Annotated in this window: 21 protein-coding genes; 11 read left to right on the forward strand and 10 right to left on the reverse strand. The window is 61.9% G+C overall.

The genetic code is table 11. From position 1 onward, the window contains the following. Positions 1-20 precede the first annotated feature (20 nt). Positions 21-296: a hypothetical protein gene (locus ACR9Y2_RS30565; RefSeq protein WP_435045669.1), complete on the forward strand. Its 276-nt coding sequence runs from the start codon at positions 21-23 to the stop codon at positions 294-296. 66 nt (positions 297-362) lie between these two features. On the opposite strand, the gene ACR9Y2_RS30570 is transcribed toward ACR9Y2_RS30565, so the two are convergent. The 3 genes from ACR9Y2_RS30570 to ACR9Y2_RS30580 all read right to left on the reverse strand — a co-directional run bounded on the left by ACR9Y2_RS30570 (position 363) and on the right by ACR9Y2_RS30580 (position 5,838). Continuing rightward, positions 363-3,119 (reverse strand): hypothetical protein, encoded by a 2,757-nt coding sequence (locus ACR9Y2_RS30570; protein WP_435045670.1) that lies wholly within the window; start codon positions 3,117-3,119, stop codon positions 363-365. A gap of 78 nt (positions 3,120-3,197) precedes the next feature. Then, a complete protein-coding gene (locus ACR9Y2_RS30575; protein WP_435045671.1) occupies positions 3,198-5,027 on the reverse strand; it encodes a hypothetical protein in 1,830 nt (609 codons plus the stop codon). Continuing rightward, positions 5,011-5,838 (reverse strand): AAA family ATPase, encoded by an 828-nt coding sequence (locus ACR9Y2_RS30580; RefSeq protein ID WP_435045672.1) that lies wholly within the window; start codon positions 5,836-5,838, stop codon positions 5,011-5,013. The genes ACR9Y2_RS30575 and ACR9Y2_RS30580 overlap by 17 nt, the downstream gene beginning before the upstream one ends. Positions 5,839-5,900: 62 nt before the next feature. Between ACR9Y2_RS30580 and ACR9Y2_RS30585 the strand changes: the two genes are divergently transcribed. After that, entirely contained in the window at positions 5,901-6,518 is a 618-nt protein-coding gene (locus ACR9Y2_RS30585; protein ID WP_435045673.1) for a hypothetical protein, read from the forward strand. Positions 6,519-6,622: 104 nt separating this feature from the next. Here ACR9Y2_RS30585 and ACR9Y2_RS30590 read toward each other — a convergent pair whose 3' ends face one another. Then, positions 6,623-7,441 (reverse strand): DUF3800 domain-containing protein, encoded by an 819-nt coding sequence (locus ACR9Y2_RS30590; protein WP_435045674.1) that lies wholly within the window; start codon positions 7,439-7,441, stop codon positions 6,623-6,625. Between the two features lie 330 nt (positions 7,442-7,771). Here ACR9Y2_RS30590 and ACR9Y2_RS30595 point away from each other — a divergent pair, with 330 nt between their 5' ends. Next, positions 7,772-8,257, forward strand: a complete 486-nt coding sequence (locus ACR9Y2_RS30595) for a GNAT family N-acetyltransferase (protein ID WP_435045675.1) — start codon at positions 7,772-7,774, stop codon at positions 8,255-8,257. A gap of 3 nt (positions 8,258-8,260) precedes the next feature. Here ACR9Y2_RS30595 and ACR9Y2_RS30600 read toward each other — a convergent pair whose 3' ends face one another. Further along, positions 8,261-9,445 carry a DinB family protein gene (locus tag ACR9Y2_RS30600; RefSeq protein WP_435045676.1) on the reverse strand — a complete coding sequence of 395 codons (1,185 nt, stop codon included), beginning with the start codon at positions 9,443-9,445 and terminating at the stop codon, positions 8,261-8,263. A gap of 8 nt (positions 9,446-9,453) precedes the next feature. Beyond that, positions 9,454-11,031 (reverse strand): hypothetical protein, encoded by a 1,578-nt coding sequence (locus ACR9Y2_RS30605; protein ID WP_435045677.1) that lies wholly within the window; start codon positions 11,029-11,031, stop codon positions 9,454-9,456. Between the two features lie 229 nt (positions 11,032-11,260). On the opposite strand from ACR9Y2_RS30605, the gene ACR9Y2_RS30610 reads away from it, so the two are divergent. Then, positions 11,261-12,091 (forward strand): sugar phosphate isomerase/epimerase family protein, encoded by an 831-nt coding sequence (locus ACR9Y2_RS30610; RefSeq protein ID WP_435045678.1) that lies wholly within the window; start codon positions 11,261-11,263, stop codon positions 12,089-12,091. On the opposite strand, the gene ACR9Y2_RS30615 is transcribed toward ACR9Y2_RS30610, so the two are convergent. Further along, a complete protein-coding gene (locus ACR9Y2_RS30615; protein ID WP_435045679.1) occupies positions 12,074-13,519 on the reverse strand; it encodes an ATP-binding protein in 1,446 nt (481 codons plus the stop codon). The genes ACR9Y2_RS30610 and ACR9Y2_RS30615 overlap by 18 nt on opposite strands. A gap of 120 nt (positions 13,520-13,639) precedes the next feature. Next, on the reverse strand, positions 13,640-14,995 hold the full coding sequence (locus tag ACR9Y2_RS30620; RefSeq protein WP_435045680.1) for a dipeptidase: 1,356 nt from the start codon (positions 14,993-14,995) through the stop codon (positions 13,640-13,642). Between the two features lie 73 nt (positions 14,996-15,068). Between ACR9Y2_RS30620 and ACR9Y2_RS30625 the strand changes: the two genes are divergently transcribed. Together ACR9Y2_RS30625 and tpx are read left to right on the forward strand one after the other, a co-directional pair. After that, positions 15,069-17,072: a thioredoxin domain-containing protein gene (locus ACR9Y2_RS30625; RefSeq protein ID WP_435045681.1), complete on the forward strand. Its 2,004-nt coding sequence runs from the start codon at positions 15,069-15,071 to the stop codon at positions 17,070-17,072. A gap of 165 nt (positions 17,073-17,237) precedes the next feature. Beyond that, positions 17,238-17,741: a thiol peroxidase gene (gene tpx, locus ACR9Y2_RS30630; protein WP_435045682.1), complete on the forward strand. Its 504-nt coding sequence runs from the start codon at positions 17,238-17,240 to the stop codon at positions 17,739-17,741. 91 nt (positions 17,742-17,832) lie between these two features. On the opposite strand, the gene ACR9Y2_RS30635 is transcribed toward tpx, so the two are convergent. Then, complete coding sequence (locus tag ACR9Y2_RS30635; RefSeq protein WP_435045683.1) at positions 17,833-18,315, reverse strand: flavin reductase family protein; 483 nt, start codon at positions 18,313-18,315, stop codon at positions 17,833-17,835. A gap of 119 nt (positions 18,316-18,434) precedes the next feature. Between ACR9Y2_RS30635 and ACR9Y2_RS30640 the strand changes: the two genes are divergently transcribed. The 5 genes from ACR9Y2_RS30640 to ACR9Y2_RS30660 all read left to right on the forward strand — a co-directional run bounded on the left by ACR9Y2_RS30640 (position 18,435) and on the right by ACR9Y2_RS30660 (position 22,152). Beyond that, complete coding sequence (locus ACR9Y2_RS30640; protein WP_194450401.1) at positions 18,435-18,704, forward strand: HU family DNA-binding protein; 270 nt, start codon at positions 18,435-18,437, stop codon at positions 18,702-18,704. Positions 18,705-18,770: 66 nt separating this feature from the next. Then, complete coding sequence (locus ACR9Y2_RS30645) at positions 18,771-19,703, forward strand: site-2 protease family protein (protein ID WP_435045684.1); 933 nt, start codon at positions 18,771-18,773, stop codon at positions 19,701-19,703. 10 nt (positions 19,704-19,713) lie between these two features. Then, positions 19,714-20,460 (forward strand): glycosyltransferase family 2 protein, encoded by a 747-nt coding sequence (locus tag ACR9Y2_RS30650; RefSeq protein WP_435045685.1) that lies wholly within the window; start codon positions 19,714-19,716, stop codon positions 20,458-20,460. A gap of 4 nt (positions 20,461-20,464) precedes the next feature. Beyond that, a complete protein-coding gene (locus ACR9Y2_RS30655; RefSeq protein WP_435045686.1) occupies positions 20,465-21,349 on the forward strand; it encodes a glycosyltransferase family 4 protein in 885 nt (294 codons plus the stop codon). After that, positions 21,346-22,152, forward strand: a complete 807-nt coding sequence (locus tag ACR9Y2_RS30660) for a prepilin peptidase (protein WP_435045687.1) — start codon at positions 21,346-21,348, stop codon at positions 22,150-22,152. The genes ACR9Y2_RS30655 and ACR9Y2_RS30660 overlap by 4 nt, the downstream gene beginning before the upstream one ends. Here the strand turns inward: ACR9Y2_RS30660 and ACR9Y2_RS30665 are convergent. Then, on the reverse strand, positions 22,105-22,746 hold the full coding sequence (locus ACR9Y2_RS30665) for a hypothetical protein (RefSeq protein ID WP_435045688.1): 642 nt from the start codon (positions 22,744-22,746) through the stop codon (positions 22,105-22,107). The genes ACR9Y2_RS30660 and ACR9Y2_RS30665 overlap by 48 nt on opposite strands. Between the last annotated feature and the right edge of the window lie 28 nt (positions 22,747-22,774).

The following is a 22,774-nucleotide window of genomic DNA, read 5'->3' on the forward strand; positions in this document are numbered from 1 at the left end:
CGTTACGCTGGAAGAGCACTATGCGCCGGGACGACGCTTTTTTCGGGGACCAGGAACTAGTCCTCATTTATATAGGGAAACGGCTGAGCGAGTCGAAAGCTGTTGAGAAACTGTTGGACGAGGCAGGGCTCGATTACCTGGTCGAACCCGACCGCTATCGCGGCGGGGTCCTGTTCATTCGCGAGCTCATCGGGGCGTTCTTCTATGTGACTGAAGAGAATGCAGATACGGCCCGCGACCTGCTCCGCGCGGCAAAGCACGCCGTCTACGTCCCGGGCGGCCAGGCAGCGACATAAAAAATGCCGGGCCTGCCCGTTTGGGCGTGCCCGGCACTCTTCCTTGACGCGGCGCTTCCGCCGCCGCTATTTATTCTTCACAACCGGAATCGTAAAGATATTTGAGACCTGGAAGCTCTGCGCGATGGTCACCTGTGTCTGGGTGTCCGTCACGAGATCCGGGTTGAGTTCCAGCTGTACTTCGTAGATGCCCACCGAGCCGCGGCGCAGTCCGGCAAACAGCACGTTCGCCGTTTTGCCGCCCGCCAGGGAGGAGACCGATTCGGACGCATCGTTCAGCGCCGGACCGAAGTAGGGCATGCCCGTCGTCATGGCGTCCCGCGCTTCCTGCGGATTCACGATCCCCAGGCCGCTGGCCAGCACCACAATCGTTTCACCCGGCACCGCCGGGTTGTCCACCGTCACTGGCGAACCTTCTTCGTTCGCGCAGCACAGTGTCGTATTGAAGGCCGTCACAATCACCGACGCACCCGTTGAGGCCGTCGCCGTGAAGGGAATCCCATTGCCCTCCGGGCCGGGGATGCGCGCCCGCAGTCTCAGCCGCGAATAGAAGCCGGAGGGGAATGCCTCCACTTCCGGATCGCTGGCGTTGATCAGCGCCACCAGGGCGTCGCGGACCATCACCAGTGTGTCGTTCGACTGCACCGTGTACTTCGTCTCCCGGTCATGAATCTTGATCGTGATGACGTCGCCGCCCTGGGCCGTGCCGTCCACCGAAATCGTGCCCGTCGCCGAGCTCGAATAATGGTAGGCCAAGCCAGGTTGCGGATCGAGCGTCGTGTCGCTGAACACCGAGGGGTTCTGGCTTATGATCGGAATCGCTACCGCCGTGGACACCGTCACCGAGCCGTCGTTCCGCTTCACCCGCAGGATGCCCGCTGAACTGGTCGCGTCGTTGACTTCAATCGGGATCTGAGCCAGGATCCGGTTCGGCGCGACCGCCAGCAAGGGTGCCTGCAGGCCGTCCACGAAGAACTCGACTCCACCCAGTTCCTTGGGCAGCGGTTGTGTCAGATCAGCCACAGCTGTGGTCTGGTCAGACAGATTATCTCCCAGGATCGTTACGAGCGAAAATGGCGCAATCAGCGAGGGGTCCTGCCCGCCAGTGAGCGTCGCACCACTGGTCGTGACTGTGAGCTTGGCGGTGCCCGGCGTGACGCCGGTGACGATGGTGACGTTGTTGCCTTCCACGCCCGACGACCGGGCGGACAGGATCACCACCTGGGCGTCCTTATTGGGGGCTGCCATCACGTAAGGATCGCTGCTGTTGATGATCGAAACCAGCTGATCGATGACCGTGTCGAAGGTATCGTCCTTGACCGTCTTGTACTTGTACTCGGCCGGATCCACTACCGTACCGTCCGAGTTCAACACGGTGTTGTTGCCGATCTTCACCGAGATCTCGTAGTCCGCTTCCATCGTCCCGCCCAGCGTGATGCGGCCCGTGGAATGGTTGTCGGGGCTCGGCGCATTGCGCACGGCGGTCAGGGGCAGGGAAAAGTCGCCCGGAGTATAGGCCACCACACGGCGGTTAAACGTGTCAGCGACATACAGATTCTGACCGTCCCATGCCATGGAAACCGGCGTCCGGAACGAGTCGGTCGAAGAGATGCGCCGCGGTTCCGCCGAATCGGACGCCAGGTTCAGGGAAGGACCCTGCTGGCCGATGATCAGGTCTGCAATCTGCGCGTTTGCCGTCGGAAATGAATTCCAGACCATCACGCGGTCGTTGCCGGCGTCAGCCACATACAGGCGCACGCCGTCGGAGATGACGGCACGCGGCATTTCCATCGTGCGGCCGCAACGGTCGGGATAGGTGGGTTCGTCATTCGCGTCCACACCCTGCTGCGGGCACAGGGCCGCGGAATTGTTGTGCGTATTCGAAACGAAGTCCGGCTGGCCCAGCACGAGATTCGCAGGCTGCTCGGTCTGCGTCGGAATCGTGTTCCAGACCAGCACGCGGTTGGCGCCCAGGTCGGCCACAAACAGCCTCGAGCCATTGATGGAGACGGAAGTCGGCGACAACAGCGAACGGTCCGTCGTCTTATAGTCGGGGAACGCCGCAAGCTGCTGATTCGAGTTGAGATCCTTCTGGCCCAGGGCGATCTTCGCGCTCTGCCCGTTTTGGGTGATCTCACCGTAGAACAGCACCCGGCTGTTGCCGGTATCAGCTACCCAGAGGCCATTGTTGTCGTCCAGCCACAGCGCTTCCGGACCACGCAAAGTCGAGGCGGTCGTTCCCGGCTTCGACGTAGTGAAGCTCGATTGGCCCACTACCAGGTCGGCCGCCTGCTTGTTCGTGTTCGGCAGGCTTTTCCAGATCAGGATGCGGTTGTTGTCGGTGTCGGCCACGGCCAGAATTCGCCCGTTGTACGCCACGCCCAAAGGCCGGCGCAGGGTGTCCGCCGCGGTGGCGGGAATATCCTTCTGGTCGATGGTCCCATCATTGTTGGTGTCGACATAGGGACCACTGGTGAAATCCGACTGGCCCAGCACCACAGTGGCGATGCCGACGCAGGCGTTGCAGCGGTCGCTGATCTGCGGGAAGGGCGCCAGACGATCTGGCACAAAGGAACCGACGTTCTTATAGATGACCACCCGGTTGTTGATCGGGGTGCCGCCAATGCCATTGGAATCAGCAACAACCAGCGTATCGGCAGCGTACGAAACACCGCCCACCGAACCCAGCCGCTTTTCGCTGGATCCCGGATCCTGGGCTGTGAACGGCAACTGGCCTATCACGAGTCGGGCCGCTTGGCCGGTGGAGTACTGCTGCGCCTGGCACAGCGCCGAGGCAGCGAGTAAGAGGACAGTCCACTTCATTGTTGGTCTCAGGTTACGCAAACTCTCAGTATATCAGGGCTTACCCAAGTACTGACGCGCCATTCGCCAATCCCGGTTTCACCATAAAAAGTCTTTCGCCACTTTCCTTCTCTCATAGCTGTCCAGAACGTGAACTACTCGTAGTTTCTTCAGCTTAGTGGGGGAAAGCTGGCCGATGGGAATGTAGATAATCTGGCGGTTGAGGTGCGCCGCGATCGACCGGAAGATGGAGCGCGGGGGCTTCGACGCCACATACACAACATGCCGCTCCACTGAGTAGTCGAGCGCCGCCATCAGCAGCCGCTCCGGCTTCGTTTCGGCAAAGTCATAGTCCGGATCATTCCAGACGTCAAACATGCGGCGCGGCGGCAGCACCATCAGGAATCCGCCATACTCAGCCCGGCCAATCCCGGGGCCCACCAGGTGGTCGAACGGCTGCGTCGCATAGTACGCCATGTCGCTCTCGTTCTGGTGCTCGCCCAGCCAGGTCGTCAAATAGGTGTAGCGGTCCAGCGGATCCTCGTCGAAGATCACCACCACCGCCCCCACATCGCCCGACAGCCGCTCGAACTTGCGGACGTAAATCTTGCCCTCGTGCCAGTTGCGGATGGTCTCGCGGATGTCGATGCCATCGTGCACCGAGGTGGTGAACGGCTCCACCCGCACCCGATCCTCTCGCAGCATGGTCTTCGCGCGCTCACGCAGAAACTTGCCGTAGTCCTCGATCACCAGGTCTTCCGGCGGATAACTACAAATGGAGTTCCCGTCCAGCTGCTCCGCCCACTCGCCCGGATGTTTCTCTTTGGGCCGCTGCTTTAATCCGCGCGGCATCGACCGCTGTTTCTTGCGAGGCAGCCGCCGCCGCAGGCGCATCTTCCGGCTGTGCAGGTAGACCTCTTCGGCCGAGAGGTTCAAGGTCTCCAGTTGGCTGTGTTCATCCTGCCAGGCGTAGGAGTTGGCGGCATGCCATACCTCCCAGGCATAGTTGTCGTCCACCACCGCCCGCGCCGCCACCGTCAGGTCGAACAACCCGGCTACCAGTTGGTTCTCCAGCATGGCCAGGTTGCGGGTATAGCGCGCCATCATGCGCCGCTGCCAGTGGGCGACCGAATCCCCCGTCTGCGCCTGGTAGTTCCGCTCGGCTTCCTTGAGGAGTTCGTACTGTACGCGCCGCCGGTCGATTGACGCGTCGTCGCCCATCAACGCCCGGTAATGCTCATACTTCTCCTGCAGGAACGGATACTCCTGGCTGATCTCTGCCAGGCAGTCCGGATGCGGATTGACGAGATCCGCGGTCAAATCACGGCGCTCCCGCGGTGGATCCTGCGGTGTTTCCATGGCGTCCAGCACCGCGTCGAACAGGTTGAGGCTCAAAACGACAGTTGTTGGTTTCGTCGTATCTGCGCCCTGCAACCGCCACGCCATCCCGGCGGCATGATCGTTGATCTCGTCGTTTCTCGCCTGGGGAAACAGCCGGTAGGCTTCGATGTACTGATCCAGCGCAATCGCCCGCAGTGAGTGCGAATCCGGATAGAGATCGGGGAGATGCGGCCGGTCTATGGCGTTCGGCTCCAGGAACAGGAATTCGGCGCCAATCTCCTGGGCGGTCCGCAACGCCTCGACAAATGGATCGGCCGGCTCTACAACGACATAGACCCCGCGCTCGCTCTCGCCGCCCTCGGGGTAAACCACGACGGAGAATTGCGGCAGCCTGTCCAGCGCCTCTACATATAAAGGTTGCAGCCAGGCGGGCAATTCCACCGCCACCACCGCGGGCTTGGTGGCCAGCAACTCCCGCCGGATGGCCGCCGCAAACTCCAGGCGGCCGGGCACGACCGGGAAATAGCGCAGGTGTCCGCGCTGCAGGCTGGAAAGTTCGCCCGTTGGAGTCTCAGGGGCGCCGGGCATAGCGCAGAGCTTCCTCGCCGAGCACTTTGTCGATGGAGAACCGCACCGCATGCGTGAAGTCGGCGCGCCCGTCCAGTGTGGTCATCAACTTGATCGCATAACGCCCGATGTTGATGCCGTCGCGGACGGTGAAGCGCTCGTCATTGTTGTGCGCCTGCTGCAGGAAGTCCGTGACATATTCCAGAATCTTGTCGTCGGCGAAGGGCAGGTTTTCGCGCAGGATGGAGAGCTCTTCATCCCGCTCAGGGAAGTCGATCAGGATCTGCGGCTGCAGCCGCGAGTGGATGTACTCGGGCAGATCGAACGTCGAGCTGTCGTCGTTCATCGTAGCCACCAGCCGGAACAGCGGATGGGCCTGGATCTTGATGCCGGCCACAATGCTTTCCACATAGCGGCGCGTGTCGAGCAGCGGAGCCAGGCTGGCCCAGCTCTTCTCCGACATGCGGTTGCCTTCGTCCAGGATCACAATGCCGCCGCGCAGCATGGCGGTCACCAGCGGCGAAGCGACATAGCGCAACTGGCCGGGGCCCTCGATCACCGGCTGGACAATCAGGTCCTCCGGCCGGGTGTCGACGGTGGCCTGCATGATGAAGATTTCACGGGACAGGCGCGAGGCGGCGGCATAGGCGAGGGTCGTTTTGCCCACGCCGGGTTTGCCCACCAGCCGCGGATTCATCGGGATGTCGCGCTCGTCCACCACCAGCCAGGCGGCCAGCAGTTGCCTCATCACCTCTTCCTGCCCCACCCACTTCACGGAAAGTGCGTCGGGGTGAGCCAGATGCAGGGGTACGCCGTCGATCTCAACAATCATCCCCTCTATTGTGCTAAAACCAGCGTCGGATGCCTAGGAATCATTGTTCGGTTTGTGGAGCCGTGTCGGAGCAGCCGGCGGCCCCCTCGGTTTCACCCCAGTTTGCACCCGATCTGGACACCCGGCCCGGCGAGCCGCTGCGGTCGACCCTGGCCACCTGGATGCAGTCGTGCCCGTCCTGCGGCTATGCGGCGCCCGACCTCAGCTATGCGGCCGAAGGAGTTGCGGATTGGGTTCGAACGTCCGATTACCAGTCCCTGCCAATTGGGTTCGAACGTCACGCCTGGCTTCTTGAGCAACTCGGCCATTTGGCGGATGCGGGTTGGATTGCCCTCCAAGCTGCGTGGAATCATGAGGATGGCGGCCATCAGGAGGATGCCGCGCGCTGCCGTCGTAAAGCAATCCGTCTATTCCAGGCAAGTAAGGCGGCGGGTCATGACTTCCTTGACACCCCGTCCGAAGAGCTCGCCCTGGCAGTAGACATCCTGCGCCGCATTGGCGAGTTCGAGGCTGCGTCCGAGACGATCCGGGTCGCACTGCAGGAGGAGGAGCTCCCGGAAATGATCGACGCGGTATTGCGGTTCCAGGCCGGGCTTGTCCAGCGGCGCGACACCGGCCGCCACACGCTCGATGAGGTGCCGCGCGGTCCGGCGGGCGGGACGCGAGTCCGCCTGACTTAGGATGTCAGCAATTGGCCTTCTCGTCTCGCCTTCCTGAACAGCAGGGATCTTTCGAGCCGGGTATTGTCAAGGTAGCGGACATTGATTGAGAAGGTCCTGGTTATTCACTCGACTTCCCGTGCCAAGGTCTCGGCGGGGACTAATGCAGGTGCGGTGATTCTGAATTCAACAGCCTCTGGATCGAGACCCTCAGCTTCTGCCTCTACACGCTCCCTCAAGTACTCAAGGTAGTCGAAAGTCCATGTTCTGGCGATGAACATATGGGGCAAAAGTGGCTCCATCACGCGGGATACTTCCCACTGGCCAGTTTGCAGTTGCCTCTCATGCGCTCGGCGATACTCCCAGACAATTAGGTCCGCAGCCTGAATCTGGACGTGGCTTTGCGAGTTCCCAACACACAATGCGCCAAGCTTCCCATCCTTGTTGCGCAGGAGGTACTCCTGTCGAGCTTGGCCTATGAACTCCTGGCACTCATCGAACACCGGCGTTATTCGTACTCCGCGCGCCTGGTGACCTGCATATTCCCGAAGATCGTGCACGAGGTGAAGGAAAGCGTGCAAATATGGTTTCTTCCATTTCGTTACGGCAGGTGTAAGGCGAAGATGGAAGCCTGTATCCACAAAGGATCGCTTGAAGTCCGCCCTCGAAATGGTCACTCCTCCGTGCTTCACTCTCCACTTGAGAAGTAGCCGAATCGCGGCCTCCAGGAAGTCAGTACAGCGCGCTTCGCTCCATCCTCTGAAACTCTTGCGGCGGCCGTGGAAATCGGATGCATGGAACTCTGGGATGTCGAATTGTTTCAGCAACTTCATCCAATCGAAAGCAAAATAACATGACGAAGAGTGGCTAAGGTAAACACCAGCCATCGCGAAGACTGTTGACTGACTGTCGTTGCCGCTTTCGTCGAAATAGGCCACGATCATCGTGTTACCAGTTTACGATACGTGCTCTGCCAGGATGCTCGTTTGAAGCGGTTAGGGCTGACTCCCCTGGGCGTCAACAGTCGGATGGGACCTCTGACTATCCGCCTAGCTTGTAGGCTCAGTCCTTTCCTCCAACGGGAGAGTTCCACAGATGAAAGAATCCAGGAGGAGGATCTCCCGGAAATGATCGACGCGGTCTTGCGGTTCCAGACCGGGCTGGTCCAGCGGCGCGACACCGGCCGTCATACCCTGGACGAGGTGCCGCGCGGTCCGGCGGGCGGGACGCGAGTCCGCCTGACTTAGGCCCGCGGGACTTGCGATCCTGGACGTATGTTGACCCTCCGACTCGCCGGTATGGATGACGCCGATGCCGTCTGGGCCATTCTGGAGCCGGTGATCCGGGCCGGTGAAACCTATACTCTAGCCCGGGATATGAGCCGCGAAGACGCGCTCACCTACTGGTTCGCAGCGGACCACGAGGTCTTTCTGGCCGAGGACGACGGGCAAGCCGTCGGGACTTACTTCCTGCATCCCAACCAGAAGGGCGGCGGAGCCCATGTAGCCAACTGCGGCTACATGACGGCGGCGCGGGCGACTGGCCGCGGAGTGGCCCGAGCGATGTGCCTGCATTCCCAGGAGCATGCCCGCAGCCGGGGCTACCGCGCCATGCAGTTCAACTTTGTTGTCAGTACAAACGAGCGCGCCGTCAGGCTGTGGCAGCATCTCGGCTTCGAGATCGTAGGCCGGCTGCCCGAAGCGTTCCAGCACCCCTCGCTCGGGTTCGTGGATGCTTACGTCATGTACCGGATGCTGTGACAGCTAAACGATCCGTACGCCCAGCACCTGGGCCAGGATCATTGCCTGGCTGGGTTCGACGATGGCTCCTCGCAGGTCGTTGATCCCCACTTGCATGCCTTCCAGTTGAGAGGTGCGGAAGTCGGTGTCGCGCAGCGTGGCGCCCTGCAGGTCGGCCCGGGCCAGGTCGCAGTTGCGGATCACTGTGCCGCTGAGGTCGGCGGACCGCAGGTCGGATTCCTGCCACTTTGAGCCTTCGAACTCACAGTTGCGGAGGCTTGCCGCTGGGAGGCTGGCATAGCGTACGTCTGAGTTCTGAATGAGGACGTCCCGGGCGTCGAGCGACTCCGCTGCGAGGCCCATCAGGCGGCAGTCGATGAACTCCACCCGTTCCAGAACCATCCGCTGAACTTTCAGGTGCGCCAGATCGCAGGTCACCAGCCGGACATCCTTCAGGACGATGGATTCAAATTCGGCGCCGGCGAAGCTGGTGAGTTCCACGACCGAGCCCGACGCCGCGAAGCTAGCGGCCTTTACGCCACTCGCATTCCCGCTCCGCAGGTGCTGCGCGTCCAGGGTGACTTTGGCTCCCTTGGTGAACAGGCTGTGCGGATCGGCCGGAGCCGCAAGCTCCGCCCCCAGTTGCGGTTCAATTCGGGGTGCGGACGAGTCCTTGCGTTTGACCGCAACGGGTTCGACAGGGGCAGGGAGATATGGGGCCGGTGCAGCCAGCGCCCGGATCTGGTCGGCGTGGCGGCGGGCATGACCGTCCATCAACTGGACGAGTTCCGCACCATTCGTTGGTCCGAAGAAGGGATGCTTCACTCCGATGCCGTAGAGCGAGTCACCGCGTTGGTCTACCAGCCGGATGGCCCGGTCGCGGGTTTCCAGGAACGTTTCGCAGGCTTCGGCCAGGGTCTGAAAGCGGCCCTGTGGACGGAGGGCGGACGGTGCCTCCCGCTTTTCGAACTGATTCCGCATGATGGTGAACAGGCGGAGTTCGCGGTCATGGTCCCGCTGCGGTTCGATGGAGCGGCCCATGCCGATCCACCGCAGATGGCGCTCTTCGACGATGATGATGTGCTCGATGCAGTCGAGCACCGACCAGTGGTTCTCGTCCTGCCTGATGGCGGACTGCTCCTCTGTGATGCCGGACAGGGCGTCCAGGAAGTCCAGCCGGCCAGCTTCGAGCAGCGCCGCAAGCCGCATAGACTCAGTTAGTTGGAGCGAACCGCCGTGTAGATGGCCTTCTGCGCCACGGTGCCGTCCTTGAAGAGCATCACCGGGATGGCGTCGTTGTCTTCGATGTTCGGTACCACGACGTTGAGGCGCTTGGCTCCGGAGCCGTCGCCGGCGTCACCCGCCAGGCTGACTTCCGCCGCCAGGTGTCCGAAGTAGATCCGGATCCGGCTGAGCGTGTCGTTCACCTGCTCATCGGTATCGCCCAAACCGTTGGCGAACATGGTGACCGTCTCGCCGATGCGTGCCGGGCGGGAAGCCGTGCCGGCCAGGGCGTCGGTGGGCAGCACCAGGGTCTGGTTGTCATCGAGCACTGCGTTCACATACTGTTTGCCGCCGAGGTTCAGCGAGGTGGGCGCCGAGAGGCCAAGATCCACCACAGGGGTGAGCAGCGCGATGCGGTGATTCTGGTTGTCGGTGACGTAGATCTTGCCGCCGCTGCCGAGAGTCACCGAGGAAGGGAAGCGCAATTCCGCGTCGATCGCAGGGCCGCCGTCGCCGCTGAGTCCATAGGTGCCGTTGCCGGCGATGGTATGGATGATGCCGTCGGTGGTCACCATGCGGATGCGCATGTTGAATGAGTCGGCGATGAACAGGTTGCCGGCGGTATCGACCGCGACCCACTTGGGATAGAACAAGGACGCCTGGGTGGCCGGGATTTCGTCGCCCGTGTAGCCGTAGACGCCGCTGCCGGCAACGGTCTGGATGTCGAACTCGCCGTCGCTGCGCGGGGTGGCTTTGCGGATGACATGGTTGTTCGTGTCGGCAATGAACAGATTGCCGGCCGCGTCGAATGCAATGCCCTGGGGATCGAACACCGAAGCTGAAGTAGCAATGCCGCCGTCGCCGTACCGGCGCTGCGCGCCATCGCCCACAACCGTGTCGATGGTGGAATTGCTGGCCAGAATCTTGCGGATGCGGCTGTTATAGGTGTCCGCGATGTAGAGGTTTCCCTTGGAATCCCGAGCGAGGGAAGTGGGCCGGTTCAACTGGGCGCTGGTGGCCACGGGATCCGTTTCGTCCTCGCCGTCGTCGACGCCATCTCCGTCGCCGCTGAAACCGGCAACATTGGTCCCGGCGAAGGTAGAGATCTTGCCCGTCGAGGCGGTGATCTTGCGGATCACGTGGTTCAGCGTATCGGCGATATAGATGTCGCCCGCGCTATCCACCAGAAGTCCGCACGGGGCGTTCAGTGTCGCACTGGTGGCCACTGCGTCGTCGCCCGTCCAACTCGCGGTGTCGGTGCCGGCGATGGTCGTGATGATACCCGCGGTGGAGACTTTGCGGATGCGGTGGTGCACCTGGTCAGCGATGTAGACGTTGCCGGCGGAATCGATGGCGATACTATACGGGTTGTTCAACTGGGCGGAGGTGGCAGGGCCGTCGTCGCCGGCGAACTCCTCTGCGTCGTTGGCGCCGGTGCCGGCGAAAGTCGAAATCACATAGGAGGGGACAGACTGGGCGGAACTAACGAGTGGCAGCCCCAGCAGCAGGCCGCCGCCAACCAGGGCGCCGGCAAACTTCCGCTTCAAACCGCCAAATCGAGCAATCGACATTCGCAAAGGTCCTTCCTTCTCCCCAAATTCGCACCTGTGGCAGCATTGCCCGTATCAGTGCGAAACAACCTAGACGGCCACCCGGTCCGGCAGGTTTCCTGAACCTCTCCGGGCCTGCGATTGGGCTCAGCCCAAAGGGCTTCCCAATACATCGGAGTATACCACTTGGGCTTTGGCGATCCGCCTTTCCGCTGGCGCCGCGGCGGCCTGCCATGATATGACTCTTTCGATGCTTACCCGCCGATCCCTGCTCGCCGCCGCCGCCGCTGCCGCGCCCCTGGCTGCCGCCAATCGCGCCAAGATCAAGATTGGGGTGATGGATGGGGTGGTGGGCAAACGGTCGGATCCGGCTTCGGTCGAGATCGCGAGCCGGGCGGGCGCAGAAGGGTTGCAGATCACCCTGGGGCGCCAGTCGTCAGATGGGCACCTGGTTCTGGCGAACGCCGCCCTGCAGGGGCAATTTCTGGCTAACTCCAAGCAATATAAGCTCCCGCTGGTCGCCACTTACATCGACATCCTGCATGCGAGCTGCCTGAAGAGCGATCCGCAGGCGGTGAAGTGGGGTGTCGAGGGGATCGATATCACGCGGCGGCTGGACGCCAAGATCCTGATGCTGGTCTTCTTCGGGAACTGCGCCCTGACCTCTCGAAGCGAGATGGACGCGGTGGTGGGTCCGCTGAAGGAGCTTTGCCGCGAGGCGGAGAAGGCCCGCATCACGCTCGGGTTTGAGAACACGATTCCGGCCGGCGATGACCTGAGGATCCTCGACCAGGTGGGTTCACCGGCGCTGAAGATCTGGTACGACATCGGCAATGCGACGAATCAATATAAGGTGGATCCGGCGCAGGAGATCCGCCAGTTGGGCCGCGAACGGATCTGCCAGCTGCACTTCAAGGACAAGGGCTATCTGGGCGAGGGTGATGTGAACGTGAAGGCGGCCCTGGCAGCGTTGAACGACATCCGCTATGAGGGCTATGTCACCCTGGAAACCAACGCTCCGTCAAAGGACGTGGAAGAGGATCTGCGCCGTAATGTGAAGTATCTACGGCGCTTGCTGTGACGGCCTGGTCTCCGATTCGCCCATCCAGAAGCACAGCAGCGGCGCGGGAATGCGCATGATTTTCGCGGCGCCTTGCGGGGTGCCCGGCAGCAGGCCGAGGTCCGAGGGCGACTTCGTGACGACGTAACCGCGCTCCACCTCCTTCTCGGCACAGAACTCCAGTAGGCCTTTCAGGTCGCGCAGGCCGGTGTGCTGGGCGCGGTACTTCACTTCGAAGGGGATCAGCCTGCCGCCGAGGTCGGCGATGAGGTCTACCTCCCGATCCTTCTTTCCTCGCCAGTAAGTGAATCGCACCTGCATGGAGTAGTACCGGGCATAGAGGTGTTTGAAGACCGCGGTCTCGGTGGCGATGCCCAGGCCGGTTGGATCGTCCAGCAACCCCTTTCCTTTCAGCATTACTGCTGGAGCCAGCGCGGCGTCGGCGAGGTAGATTTTGAACTTTCCGCGCAGCACGTCCTTGCCGTAACCGAAGGGCTGCAGGCGGTAGATGAGGTGCGTCGCCTCCAGCAGTTCGATGAAGTGCTGGGCCGTGGGCCGCTTCACTTCGAGGTTGCCGCAGAGGTCCGGCATATCCAGCAGGCCGCCGTCGCGCAGGCACAGGTAGAGAAAGGTCTGTTCGAGGTCGAGGACGCGGCGGACGCCGAACAGCGCGGTCATGTCGCGCTTCAACACCTTGTCAATGATGTCCTCGCGCAATAGGCGTTGGGCGCTGGTGATGCTCTCCACCTGGGCAGTTTGGGGGAAGCCGCCGCGCATCAGGTATTCGTGGAAATGGCCTACATAGGGCTCGGCGAGTTCCTGGATGTCGCGCAGTTCGCCGGGCTTCCAGTCGAACAGTTCGGCCAGGCTGCTGAAGCGCGGCAGGGTCGGCAGCACCAGCCGTTTGATCTGTAAATATTCGTAAAAAGAGAGGGTTGAGAGGCGGATGGCGTGCCAGCGGCCAACGGCCGATTCGGGATCGGTGACGGCCAGCGGCATGGCCGAACCGGTGAAGACGATGCGGCGGTCGCGCGTGAAATCGATCTGGAGTTTGATCCAGGTGCCCCAGCCCCGGATGAACTGGGCCTCGTCGAGGAAGAGGTACTCGGGGCCATCGGCGCGCGGTTCGCGCTGCCGCCAGGCTTCGAGGACTGCGTCGATTCCGGCCAGTTTCAGGAGCGGGTGGTCAAAGGTCGCGTAGAGGATATTGGCGGCTGGTACGCCGTCGGCGAGGAGTGCGGCGACGGCCTGGAGGAGGAGAGTGGTCTTGCCGACCTGGCGGGCGCCGGTGAGCAGTACGGCTCGCGGGGCTGGGGGCTTTTTGAGCCAGATCTGGAGTTCGTGCCAGGCAGCCCGGCGCCAGGGAGGCAGTTCCAGCATGGGCTGGCCGCGCCACCAGGGATTGAAGCGGCCCAGGACGGCGGCGAGTTCTTGGGCAGAGACTTCCATGAGGCGAGAATAGCACTAAAAGTGGTGATTAGTGTAAGTATGGTTGTATTAAAGTGGTGAAATAGTGAGTTTTGGCTGGAGGTGGGGAACGAAACGGCTGTTTCGCTCCCCTCTGGGCCGTTAGGCGCCGAGACGCTCCAGGTAGCGGATGACGGCATCGATGCCGTTGTAGAAGTTGGGGACGTGGAACTTCTCGTTGGGCGAGTGGAGGTTGTCGTCGGGTAGCCCGAAGCCCATCAAAACACTGGGGATGCCCAGGTGGGTGTCGAACAGGCCGACGATGGGAATGGAGCCGCCGCTGCGGATGTAGACGGTCTTTTTGCCGAAGACCTCTTCCATGGCCAGGGCCGACTCGTGAATGAACTTGTTGTCGGGGTTCACCAGGGACGGGCCGGCGCCGTGGAGGAACTTGTACTCCGCCTTGACGCCCTTGGGGGTGACGGTGGCGATGGCGGCCTTCAACTGGCTGATGGCTTCGTCCGGGCGCTGGTCGGCGACCAGGCGCATGGACATCTTGGCTACGGCTCGGGCCGGGATGACGGTTTTGGCGCCTTCGCCGACAAAGCCGCCGCGGATGCCGTGGACTTCGAGGGTGGGCCGGGCCCAGGTTTTGTCGAAGACGGACAAGCCGGGTTCGCCGGTGATAGCGGTGGCGCCGATCTCCTTTTCGAGATACTCCTTTTCATCGAAGGGCAGGCTGGCCCAGGCTTCGGCCTCGGCCGGAGCGGGTTTCACCACACGGTCGTAGAAGCCGGGGATGAGAATGTGGCCGTCTTTGTCCTTCAGGGCCGTGAGGATCTCGGCGATGGCCATGATGGGGTTGGGGGCGGCGCCGCCGTAGACGCCGGAGTGCAGGTCCTGGCGGGCGGCCTCGACGTGCAGTTCGCCATAGACGATGCCGCGCAGGCCGATGCAAATGGAGGGCAGGCCGGGGGCGAACATTTCGCTATCGCAGATGATGGCGGCGTCGGCGGCGAGCTGGGCGGGTTTCTCGGCCACATACGCCTCGATGGCCTCGCCGCCGCACTCTTCCTCGCCTTCGACCAGGAACTTGATGTTGATGGGCAGCTTGCCGTCGCGCTGCATGAGCCATTCGACGGCCTTGACGAGAATCCAAGTCTGGCCTTTGTCGTCGGTGGCTCCGCGAGCATAGATGTTGTTGTCGCGGATCTCGGGTTCGAAGGGGGGCGACTTCCACTCATCCAGCGGGTCGGCCGGCTGCACGTCGTAGTGGCCGTAGAGCAGGAGTGTGGGCTTGCCGGGGGCGCCCAGCCATTCTCCGTAGACCAGCGGGTGATTCGCGCGATGGATCTGTTCCGTGCGCGTCATGCCGGCGCGGAGCAGGGCGGCTTCGACGGTGTCGGCGGCCTTGCGCATATCCGGCTCGTGCTCCGGCAAAGTGCTGATACTTGGGATCTTGAGCAGTTCGATGAGCTCGTCAAGCGCTTGTTTCTTGAAGCTTTCGATATCAGGCATGAATCCAACCTCTCGTCCGTTAGAATAGTCCTTTCCCGCACCTTCTGGTCTTACCCCCATGCATACAAATCGATTGATACACGAGAAGAGTCCCTATCTGCTGCAACATGCCCACAATCCGGTGGACTGGTATCCCTGGGGTGCGGAGGCTTTCCGGAAGGCGCACGAGGAAGATAAGCCGATTTTCCTGTCGGCCGGCTACTCCACCTGTCACTGGTGCCATGTGATGGAGCGTGAATCCTTCGAAAACGAAGCCATCGCGGCGCAGATCAACCGGGACTTCGTGGCTGTGAAACTCGATCGGGAAGAGCGGCCGGACATCGATCGCATCTACATGCTGTTTGTGCAGGCCACCACGGGCAGCGGCGGCTGGCCCATGTCGGTGTGGATGACTCCGGACCTGAAGCCGTTTTACGGCGGCACGTACTTTCCGCCAGACAATCGCTATGGACGGCCGGGCTTCGGCTATGTCCTGCAACAGCTCGCGCAGGCGTGGAAAGAGCAGCGCGAGAAGCTGGTGTCGTCGAGCATCTCGATTCTGGGCGAGTTGGAGAGCCACTCGCAGGTCCAGTCGGCCGGGACCGAGATTGAGCGCGGAGCGTTCGATTCCAGCTATCACTATTTTCGGCGGACCTTCGATACGCATCACGGTGGGTTTGGCCAGGCTCCGAAGTTTCCGCGGCCCAGCGTGCTGGACTTCCTGTTTCGCTACTCGGTGACGGCGAAGGAGGAAGAGGCGCGCGAAATGGCGCTGACGACACTGCGCGAGATGGCGAAGGGCGGGATGCACGATCACCTGGGCGGCGGATTCCACCGCTATTCCGTGGACGAGCGTTGGTTCGTTCCGCACTTCGAGAAGATGCTATACGACCAGGCGCAACTCGCCAGTTCTTACCTGGAGGCGTATCAGGTCACGCGGGATGAGGCCTTCGCAGATGTGGCGCGCGGGATCTTTGAGTATGTCCTGCGGGACATGACTCATCCCGAAGGCGGGTTCCTTTCGGCGGAGGATGCCGACAGTGTGATCGATCCGGCGAACCTGCATGAAAAGGGCGAAGGCGCATTCTATGTCTGGACCATGGAGGAGCTGAAGCAGTTGTTGGGGGCGGATCGGGCTTTGGCGTTCGCGCAGAAGTACGGCTGCCGGGAGAACGGGAATGTGGACAACGATCCACATGCCGAGTTCACGGGCAAGAACATTCTGTTCCTGAAGGACTCGTATCCGGCTGAGGAGTTTGGGAAGGAGCGGCAGATTCTGTTGGAGGCGCGGTCGAAACGGATCCGGCCGCACCTGGACGATAAGGTTCTGGCGTCGTGGAACGGTCTGATGATCTCGGCGTTCGCGAAGGGCGGGCAGGTCCTGAATGAGCGGCGCTATCTGGATGCGGCTCTCAAGGCGCTGGGGTTCATTCGGGGGCGGCTGATGGTGGATGGCAAACTGATGCGGCGCTGGCGCGACGGCGAAGCAGCGGTTGCGGGGTTCCTGGACGACTATGCGGCCCTGGCGCAGGCTTGCGTGGATGTCTATGAAGCGACGTTTGATGAAGCGCAGCTCGCATTTGGGAAGACGCTGGCGCTGTCGATGCTGGAGCTGTTCGAGGACAAGCAGAATGGCGGATTCTATTCGACGGCGGGCGACAGCGACGAACTCGTTTTGCGGCTGAAGGAAGACTACGACGGGGCGGAGCCGGCAGGCAATTCGGTGGCGGCCGGCGCGCTGCTGCGGCTGGCGGAATACTGCGGGTTGGAGCCGTTGAAGGAGGCCGCGGGCGATACTCTGGCGGCGTTCGCTTCGCGCATCAACCAGCAGGGTGTGACGATTCCGCGGATGCTGTGCGCGGTGTTGGAGAGCCAGGCTCCGAAGTCGGAAGTGAAGTTCACGGGGGAGGCGGAGCCGCTCATCCAGGAGTTCCGCAAGCACTTCCGGCCGTTCACTTCGGTGCATTGGGATCGAACCGGCGCAGCCTCGGCGATGGTGTGTGAAGACTTTGTGTGCCAGCCCGCGGTGGCGACGGCGGAAGAACTGAGCCAGCTTCTGGGCCCAACTCCGATTGTGAGCTCGCAGGGCAACTTCTAATTTGTGGCGTTGCCCTTCCTGAGGGCGATTTCGAGCGGGAGGGCGGCGAAAGCCCTTTCGAGCGCCGGCCAGGGTGAAGGAGGGGCCAGGTGAGTTTGTATAGCCGCCTCTGGTGACAAGCGCCTCCGATTTGTTCAAACTAAGAGGCGTAGACTTGGAGGATTCATGCCCCGTACAACTAGTTTTAAGGGAATGCCGCTGGAACTGGCCGGACCTGAGCTGAAGGTGGGCGATCCAGCGCCTGACTTCGATGCCGTGGACAAGTCGCTGCAGCCCGTCTCGCTGGAATCGACCTCCGGTGTGCGCGTATTTAGCGTAGTACCTTCGTTGGACACTCCGGTTTGCGACATGCAGACCAAGAAGTTCAACGACGAGGCGGGCAAGCTGCCCAACATCGGTTTCTACACGATCAGCGTAGACCTGCCGTTTGCCCAGAACCGCTGGTGCAACAGTTTCGGTGTGGACAACGTGAAGATGATCAGCGATCACAAGTTCGCCAGCTTTGGCGAGAACTATGGCACGTTGATCAAGGATTGGCGCGTCGAGTCACGGGCCATCTTCGTGATCGACCAGAACAACAAGATCCAGCATGTGGAGTATGTGCCGGAAGTCGCGGAGCACCCCGACTATGACACGGCGCTGGCCAAAGCGAAGGAACTGGCTGGCTAGTTTTGACTTACGGACGCGGGGTGTTTCGGGCCGCATGAGGCGGCGGCACCCCGCGTTTTGGCGTCTACATATCGAAAGAGACCCATTTCCGCTACCGGGTTCCGAGGTAGTTTCCAGCGAAGTAGAGCAGTGGTTTTCCCTCGCGAACCTCCGCATGGCGCACTTCTCCGAGGAAAATAGTGTGGTCTCCGGCTGCGATTTTGCGCTTTGTATGACACTGAATCACGGCCAGACTGTTGGAGAGAACCGGTGCGCCGACCTCGCCGAGGGTCCAATCGAGGCCCTCAAAGCGGTTGGGATGGGACGAAGCAAAGCGGACGGATAAGTCCTTTTGATTCGATCCTAAGATATTGATTACAAAAGAATGAGCGCTGGCAAATGGGCCGTGGGTGGCCGCTTTATGCGCGACACAGATGAGCACGAGGGGCGGATCGAGCGAAACAGAGGAGAAGGAATTGGCGGTGAGCCCGTGCGGTTTGCCGTCGCGGCCGAGGACGGTGGCGACAGTGATGCCGGTGGCGAACGCACCACAGGCGCGCCGGAACAGGTTGGGGTCCAGTTTGAGGTCTTCCACTGAAGAACTGTGTAAGCGTTGGCTTGACAAGGCTAAAACCCTAATCTTATCATAGGCTTTGCGGTGCGGAAGGGGCCGTGGTTGGCAAAGCTCCCCGCTCACTTGTTTAGGAGGCGCCCTTGATCAAGCTGGACATCGTCAACGAGGTTGTCAACCGGACCGGCATCACTAAAACGAAAGCCGAGATGGCTGTCGAAACCGTGTTTGAGTCGATGAAGCGAGCCCTGGCCCAGGGAGAGCGCATCGAACTCCGCGGCTTTGGAATATTCAACGTCCGGCCGCGCAAGACCGGCATCGGCCGTAACCCGCGTACTGGCGCCGAGGTGGCCATTCCGCCCGGAAAGGCCGTGCGTTTCAAGCCGGGCAAGGAGTTGCAGTCGCTGGAATAGGGCGGCTCAGCTCAGGTGGATTCCCAGTCCTTTGAATCGGGTTCCGGCGGAGAGCCGCGCTACTGGATGGCACGTCCGGCGGAACCCGTTCAACCTGTGTGGCGCCGTCGATTGTGGCTCCACGTTCTGTTATTCCTGCTGACAGCATTCAGCACCACCACGCTGGGCGCCCGCCTGGCGTTTAACTTCACCCACAATTTGCCGCCGTTCGATCTGGAGCATGACCTGATGGTCTTTCTCCAGGTTTTCCGGAATCCTGCGATTCTGCAGGAGGGTTTGCCGTACTCGATCACTTTGCTGCTGATCCTGACGGCGCACGAGTTCGGGCACTGGTTTGCCTGCGTGTATCACGGCATAGATGCGAGCCTGCCTTTCTTTCTGCCTGCTCCTACCTTTATCGGCACGTTTGGCGCCTTCATCCGCTTTCGTTCGGCGGTGAAGGGGCGGCAGGAGCTCTTCGATGTCGGCGTGGCCGGGCCGCTGGCCGGATTTGCCTTTGCGATCCCGGCGATGGGCATCGGGCTGGCGCTCTCAAAGGTGGTGCCGGGCATCGGTTTGCAGGGTGAGATGCAGTTGGGGACCCCGGTGTTGATGCGGCTGATTGAGCTGTGGTTGTTCCCGGGTGCGGCGGCGGCGGATGTGTATCTGCATCCGGTGGCGCGAGCCGCCTGGGTGGGGTTGCTGGCGACTGCCCTCAACCTTCTGCCTGTCGGGCAATTGGATGGGGGGCACATCGTCTACGCCTGTTTCGGTGAGAAGCATTCCAAGGTCTCGCTGGCTGTCATCGCGATGCTGGTGCCGCTGGGGTTTATTTACTGGCCGTGGTGGTTCTGGGCGGTGATCCTGTTCTTCTGGGGCCGCCGGCACTTCACGGTCTTCGAATCTGGACCGTTGGGTAAAGGCCGTTGGCAACTGCTGGCCCTGACCCTGCTCATCTTCGTACTGTCTTTCATCCCCGCGCCTGTTCTGTACAATAGCGATCAGACGTTCTTGCCTTAAATCGCGTGCGATGAAGATTTCGGCGACCATCATCACTTACAACGAGGAGCGAAACCTGCCCCGGGCCATCGAGAGCCTGCGGTGCTGTGACGAGATTCTCATCGTGGATTCCGGCTCGACAGACCGTACGGTGGAGATTGCCGAAAAGTTTGGCGCGCGGGTGATCGAAGCCAACTGGCGCGGTTATGCGGGACAGAAGAACTATGCGTCGGAGCAGGCCGCTTTCGACTGGGTCCTTTCGATCGACGCCGATGAAGCGTTGAGCGAGGATCTGGAAGGCGAGATCTGGCAACTGAAGAAGAATGGCGTGGAGTACGACGCGTACACGTTTCCGCGGCTGGCGCAGTATCTCGGGAAGTGGATCCTGTACTCAGGCTGGTATCCGGACCGGAAGATCCGGCTGTTCGACCGCCGCAAGTCAGAGTGGGTGGGCGAATACGTGCATGAGTCCGTGGTGAGCACGGGCCGTATCGGCGAGTTGCAGGGCAACCTGTTGCACTACACCTGTGGGTCCCTGAGCGAGCACCTGAAGACGATGGACCGCTACACCACCCTGGCGGCCGAGGAACTGGTGTATCGCAAGAAGGCAGTGCGTTACCGCCATCTGCTGTTGGATCCGGCGTGGACCTTCTTCAAAACCTATGTCGTGCAGCGCGGGTTCCTGGACGGAGTGGAAGGGCTGGCGATCGCCTACATGGCTTCGTTGTACACGTTCCTGAAGTATGCCAAAGCGCGCTTCATGGGCTGGGGGCGCTGAACGGATGACGGCGCCGCGTGTTCTGCACCTGGACACGGGAGTGACCATGCGGGGCGGGCAATACCAGGTGCTGCAACTGTTGCGTGGATTGAAAGACGGGGCACGGCTGCTGGCGGCGGAGGGGAGTCCACTGCTGGAAGCGGCTCGCGGGCTGGGGATTCCGGCGGACCCGATCAGTTGGCGTGCGGTGCGGGCGGGGTCGAGGGAAGTGGACCTGATCCATTGCCACGATGCGCGGTCGCACACCTGGGCGGCGCTGCGGTCGCGGTGTCCTTTTGTGGTGAGCCGGCGGGTGGCATTTCCGGTGAAGCGGGGGCTGCCTTCGTGGTGGAAGTATCGGCGTGCGGCGCATTTTCTGGCGATCAGCGAGGCGGTCCAGGCGACGCTGCTGCGGGCTGGAGTGGGGGCGGAGCGGATCAGCGTGGTGTATGACGGCACGCCGGTTCCGGAGAAAATGAGCGACCGGACGGGCGGCGTGGTGAGCATTGCTTCGGACGATCCGGGCAAGGGCGGGGCACTGCTGCGCGAGACGGGGCTCGACATCCAATTCAGCCAGGACTTGGCCGTCGATTTCGCAACGGCTCGCGTCTTTGTGTATGTAACCGAGATGGAAGGGCTTGGCTCGGCCGCGCTGCTGGCGATGGCATATGGGGTGCCGGTGGTGGCGAGCAAGGTCGGAGGCTTGCCGGAGATTGTGCGGCACGAGGAGACGGGTTTGCTGGTGCGGAATTCGGTGGAAGAGGTGGCCGGGGCGGTGCGGCGGATTCTAAACGATGCCGGGCTGGCGAGCCGGCTGGCCGCGGCGGGCCGCGCCCTGGTCGAGCAGCGGTTTACGATGGAGCGGATGGCAGCCGAGACGCTGGCGGTCTACCTGAAGGTTCTGAGGTGAGCGAAGCATTTCTCTACACGATTCTGGCCGGGCTCTTCGGGCTGTTGATTGGCAGTTTCCTGAACGTCTGCATCAGCCGGCTGCCGGACGACTACTCCATAGACGAGCCGCGGTCGCAATGCCCGCGCTGCGGCAGGATGATCGAGTGGTATGACAACATCCCTGTCCTGAGTTTTGTGGTGTTGGGCGGCAAAGGCCGCTGCTGTAAGGAGCGGATCTCGTTTCGCTACCCGGTTGTAGAACTGATTACGGGCCTGTTGTTCGCAGCCGCGGTGTACCGGCTGGGGGCCGGGTGGGCGGCGGTGAAGTGGTGCCTGTTCATTGCGATCCTGATCGAGCTGATCTTTTCCGACCTGGAAAGCCGGATTCTGCCGGACGAGTTTACGAAGTGGGGTGTTGCGCTGGGCGTGATGCTGTCGCCGGTGGTGGCGTTGCCGTATGGGATCATTCCGGCGATGCTGGGGGCGTACTATCCGGCGGGCAGCGGGGCGTTGGCTTCGTTTCTGAATTCCTCACTGACGGCGCTGCTGCTCTCGGGCGGGCTCTGGTTTCTGGGCTGGGGCTATGAGAAGTTCCGGGGCAAGGAAGGGCTCGGCTTTGGGGACGTCAAAATGGTGGCGATGATGGGCGCGTTCCTGGGGCTGGAGACGGCGCTGGTGGGGCTGATGGCGGGATCCCTGTTGGGGACGGTGCTGGGGCTCGCCTGGATCAAGATCAAGCGCGAGAATTCCGATAGTTACGAGCTGCCGTTCGGCTCATTCCTCGGTGTGGGCGCGCTGCTGGCCGCCATTCTCAGCCTGTAGGTTGTCGTGCCCGAGGCTGTGCTGCAGGCGCTGCCGGGCGGCGGGGTTCAGGCGCAGGTTGCCGAGCATGAGGTCGCTGGAGTTGAACGCGGGTTTGGTCAGGCCTTCCCGTTCGTGCGCGGAACTGACGGTAAGCACGTGCAGCATCTCATGGACGAGCACGCGGCCCAGGGCACGGCCGAACACGTTGGGCGGAAAGTAAGGTGTTGAGCGGTGATTGCCGACTTCCATGACGCGCAGGACAGTGTCGCAACTGATCTCGACGAAAGGCAGGACCGTGCCGTCGGAGATGTGGGTAAAGCCGAGTACGCGCGATTTGCGCGAAACTTCCGGCCGGATGGGCACGCAGCGTCCGGTGAGGCGGAGGCTGACGACGCGGTCGTAGGTTGCCCGGGCTGCTTCCTCCTGGCTGAAGGTCCACAGCAGGTCCACGCCGTTGTTCCTGAGGGCCTCTTCGGTTTCGGCTTGCAGCGCCTCGACGACGGAGGCGGGGGTGGTGGGCGGAACGCTGACGAGGATGCCCACTCGCGAAGCCTGCGCCGCGTGGGCCGAGAGGGCGGCGCCAACGAGGCAGAGTACGCGATAAAAGGACATTTTTGTCTCCTGTTTAAATCCTGTGACA

Origin of the sequence: Paludibaculum fermentans (assembly GCF_051172195.1) — a bacterium.
GTDB classification, from domain to species: domain Bacteria; phylum Acidobacteriota; class Terriglobia; order Bryobacterales; family Bryobacteraceae; genus Paludibaculum; species Paludibaculum fermentans_A.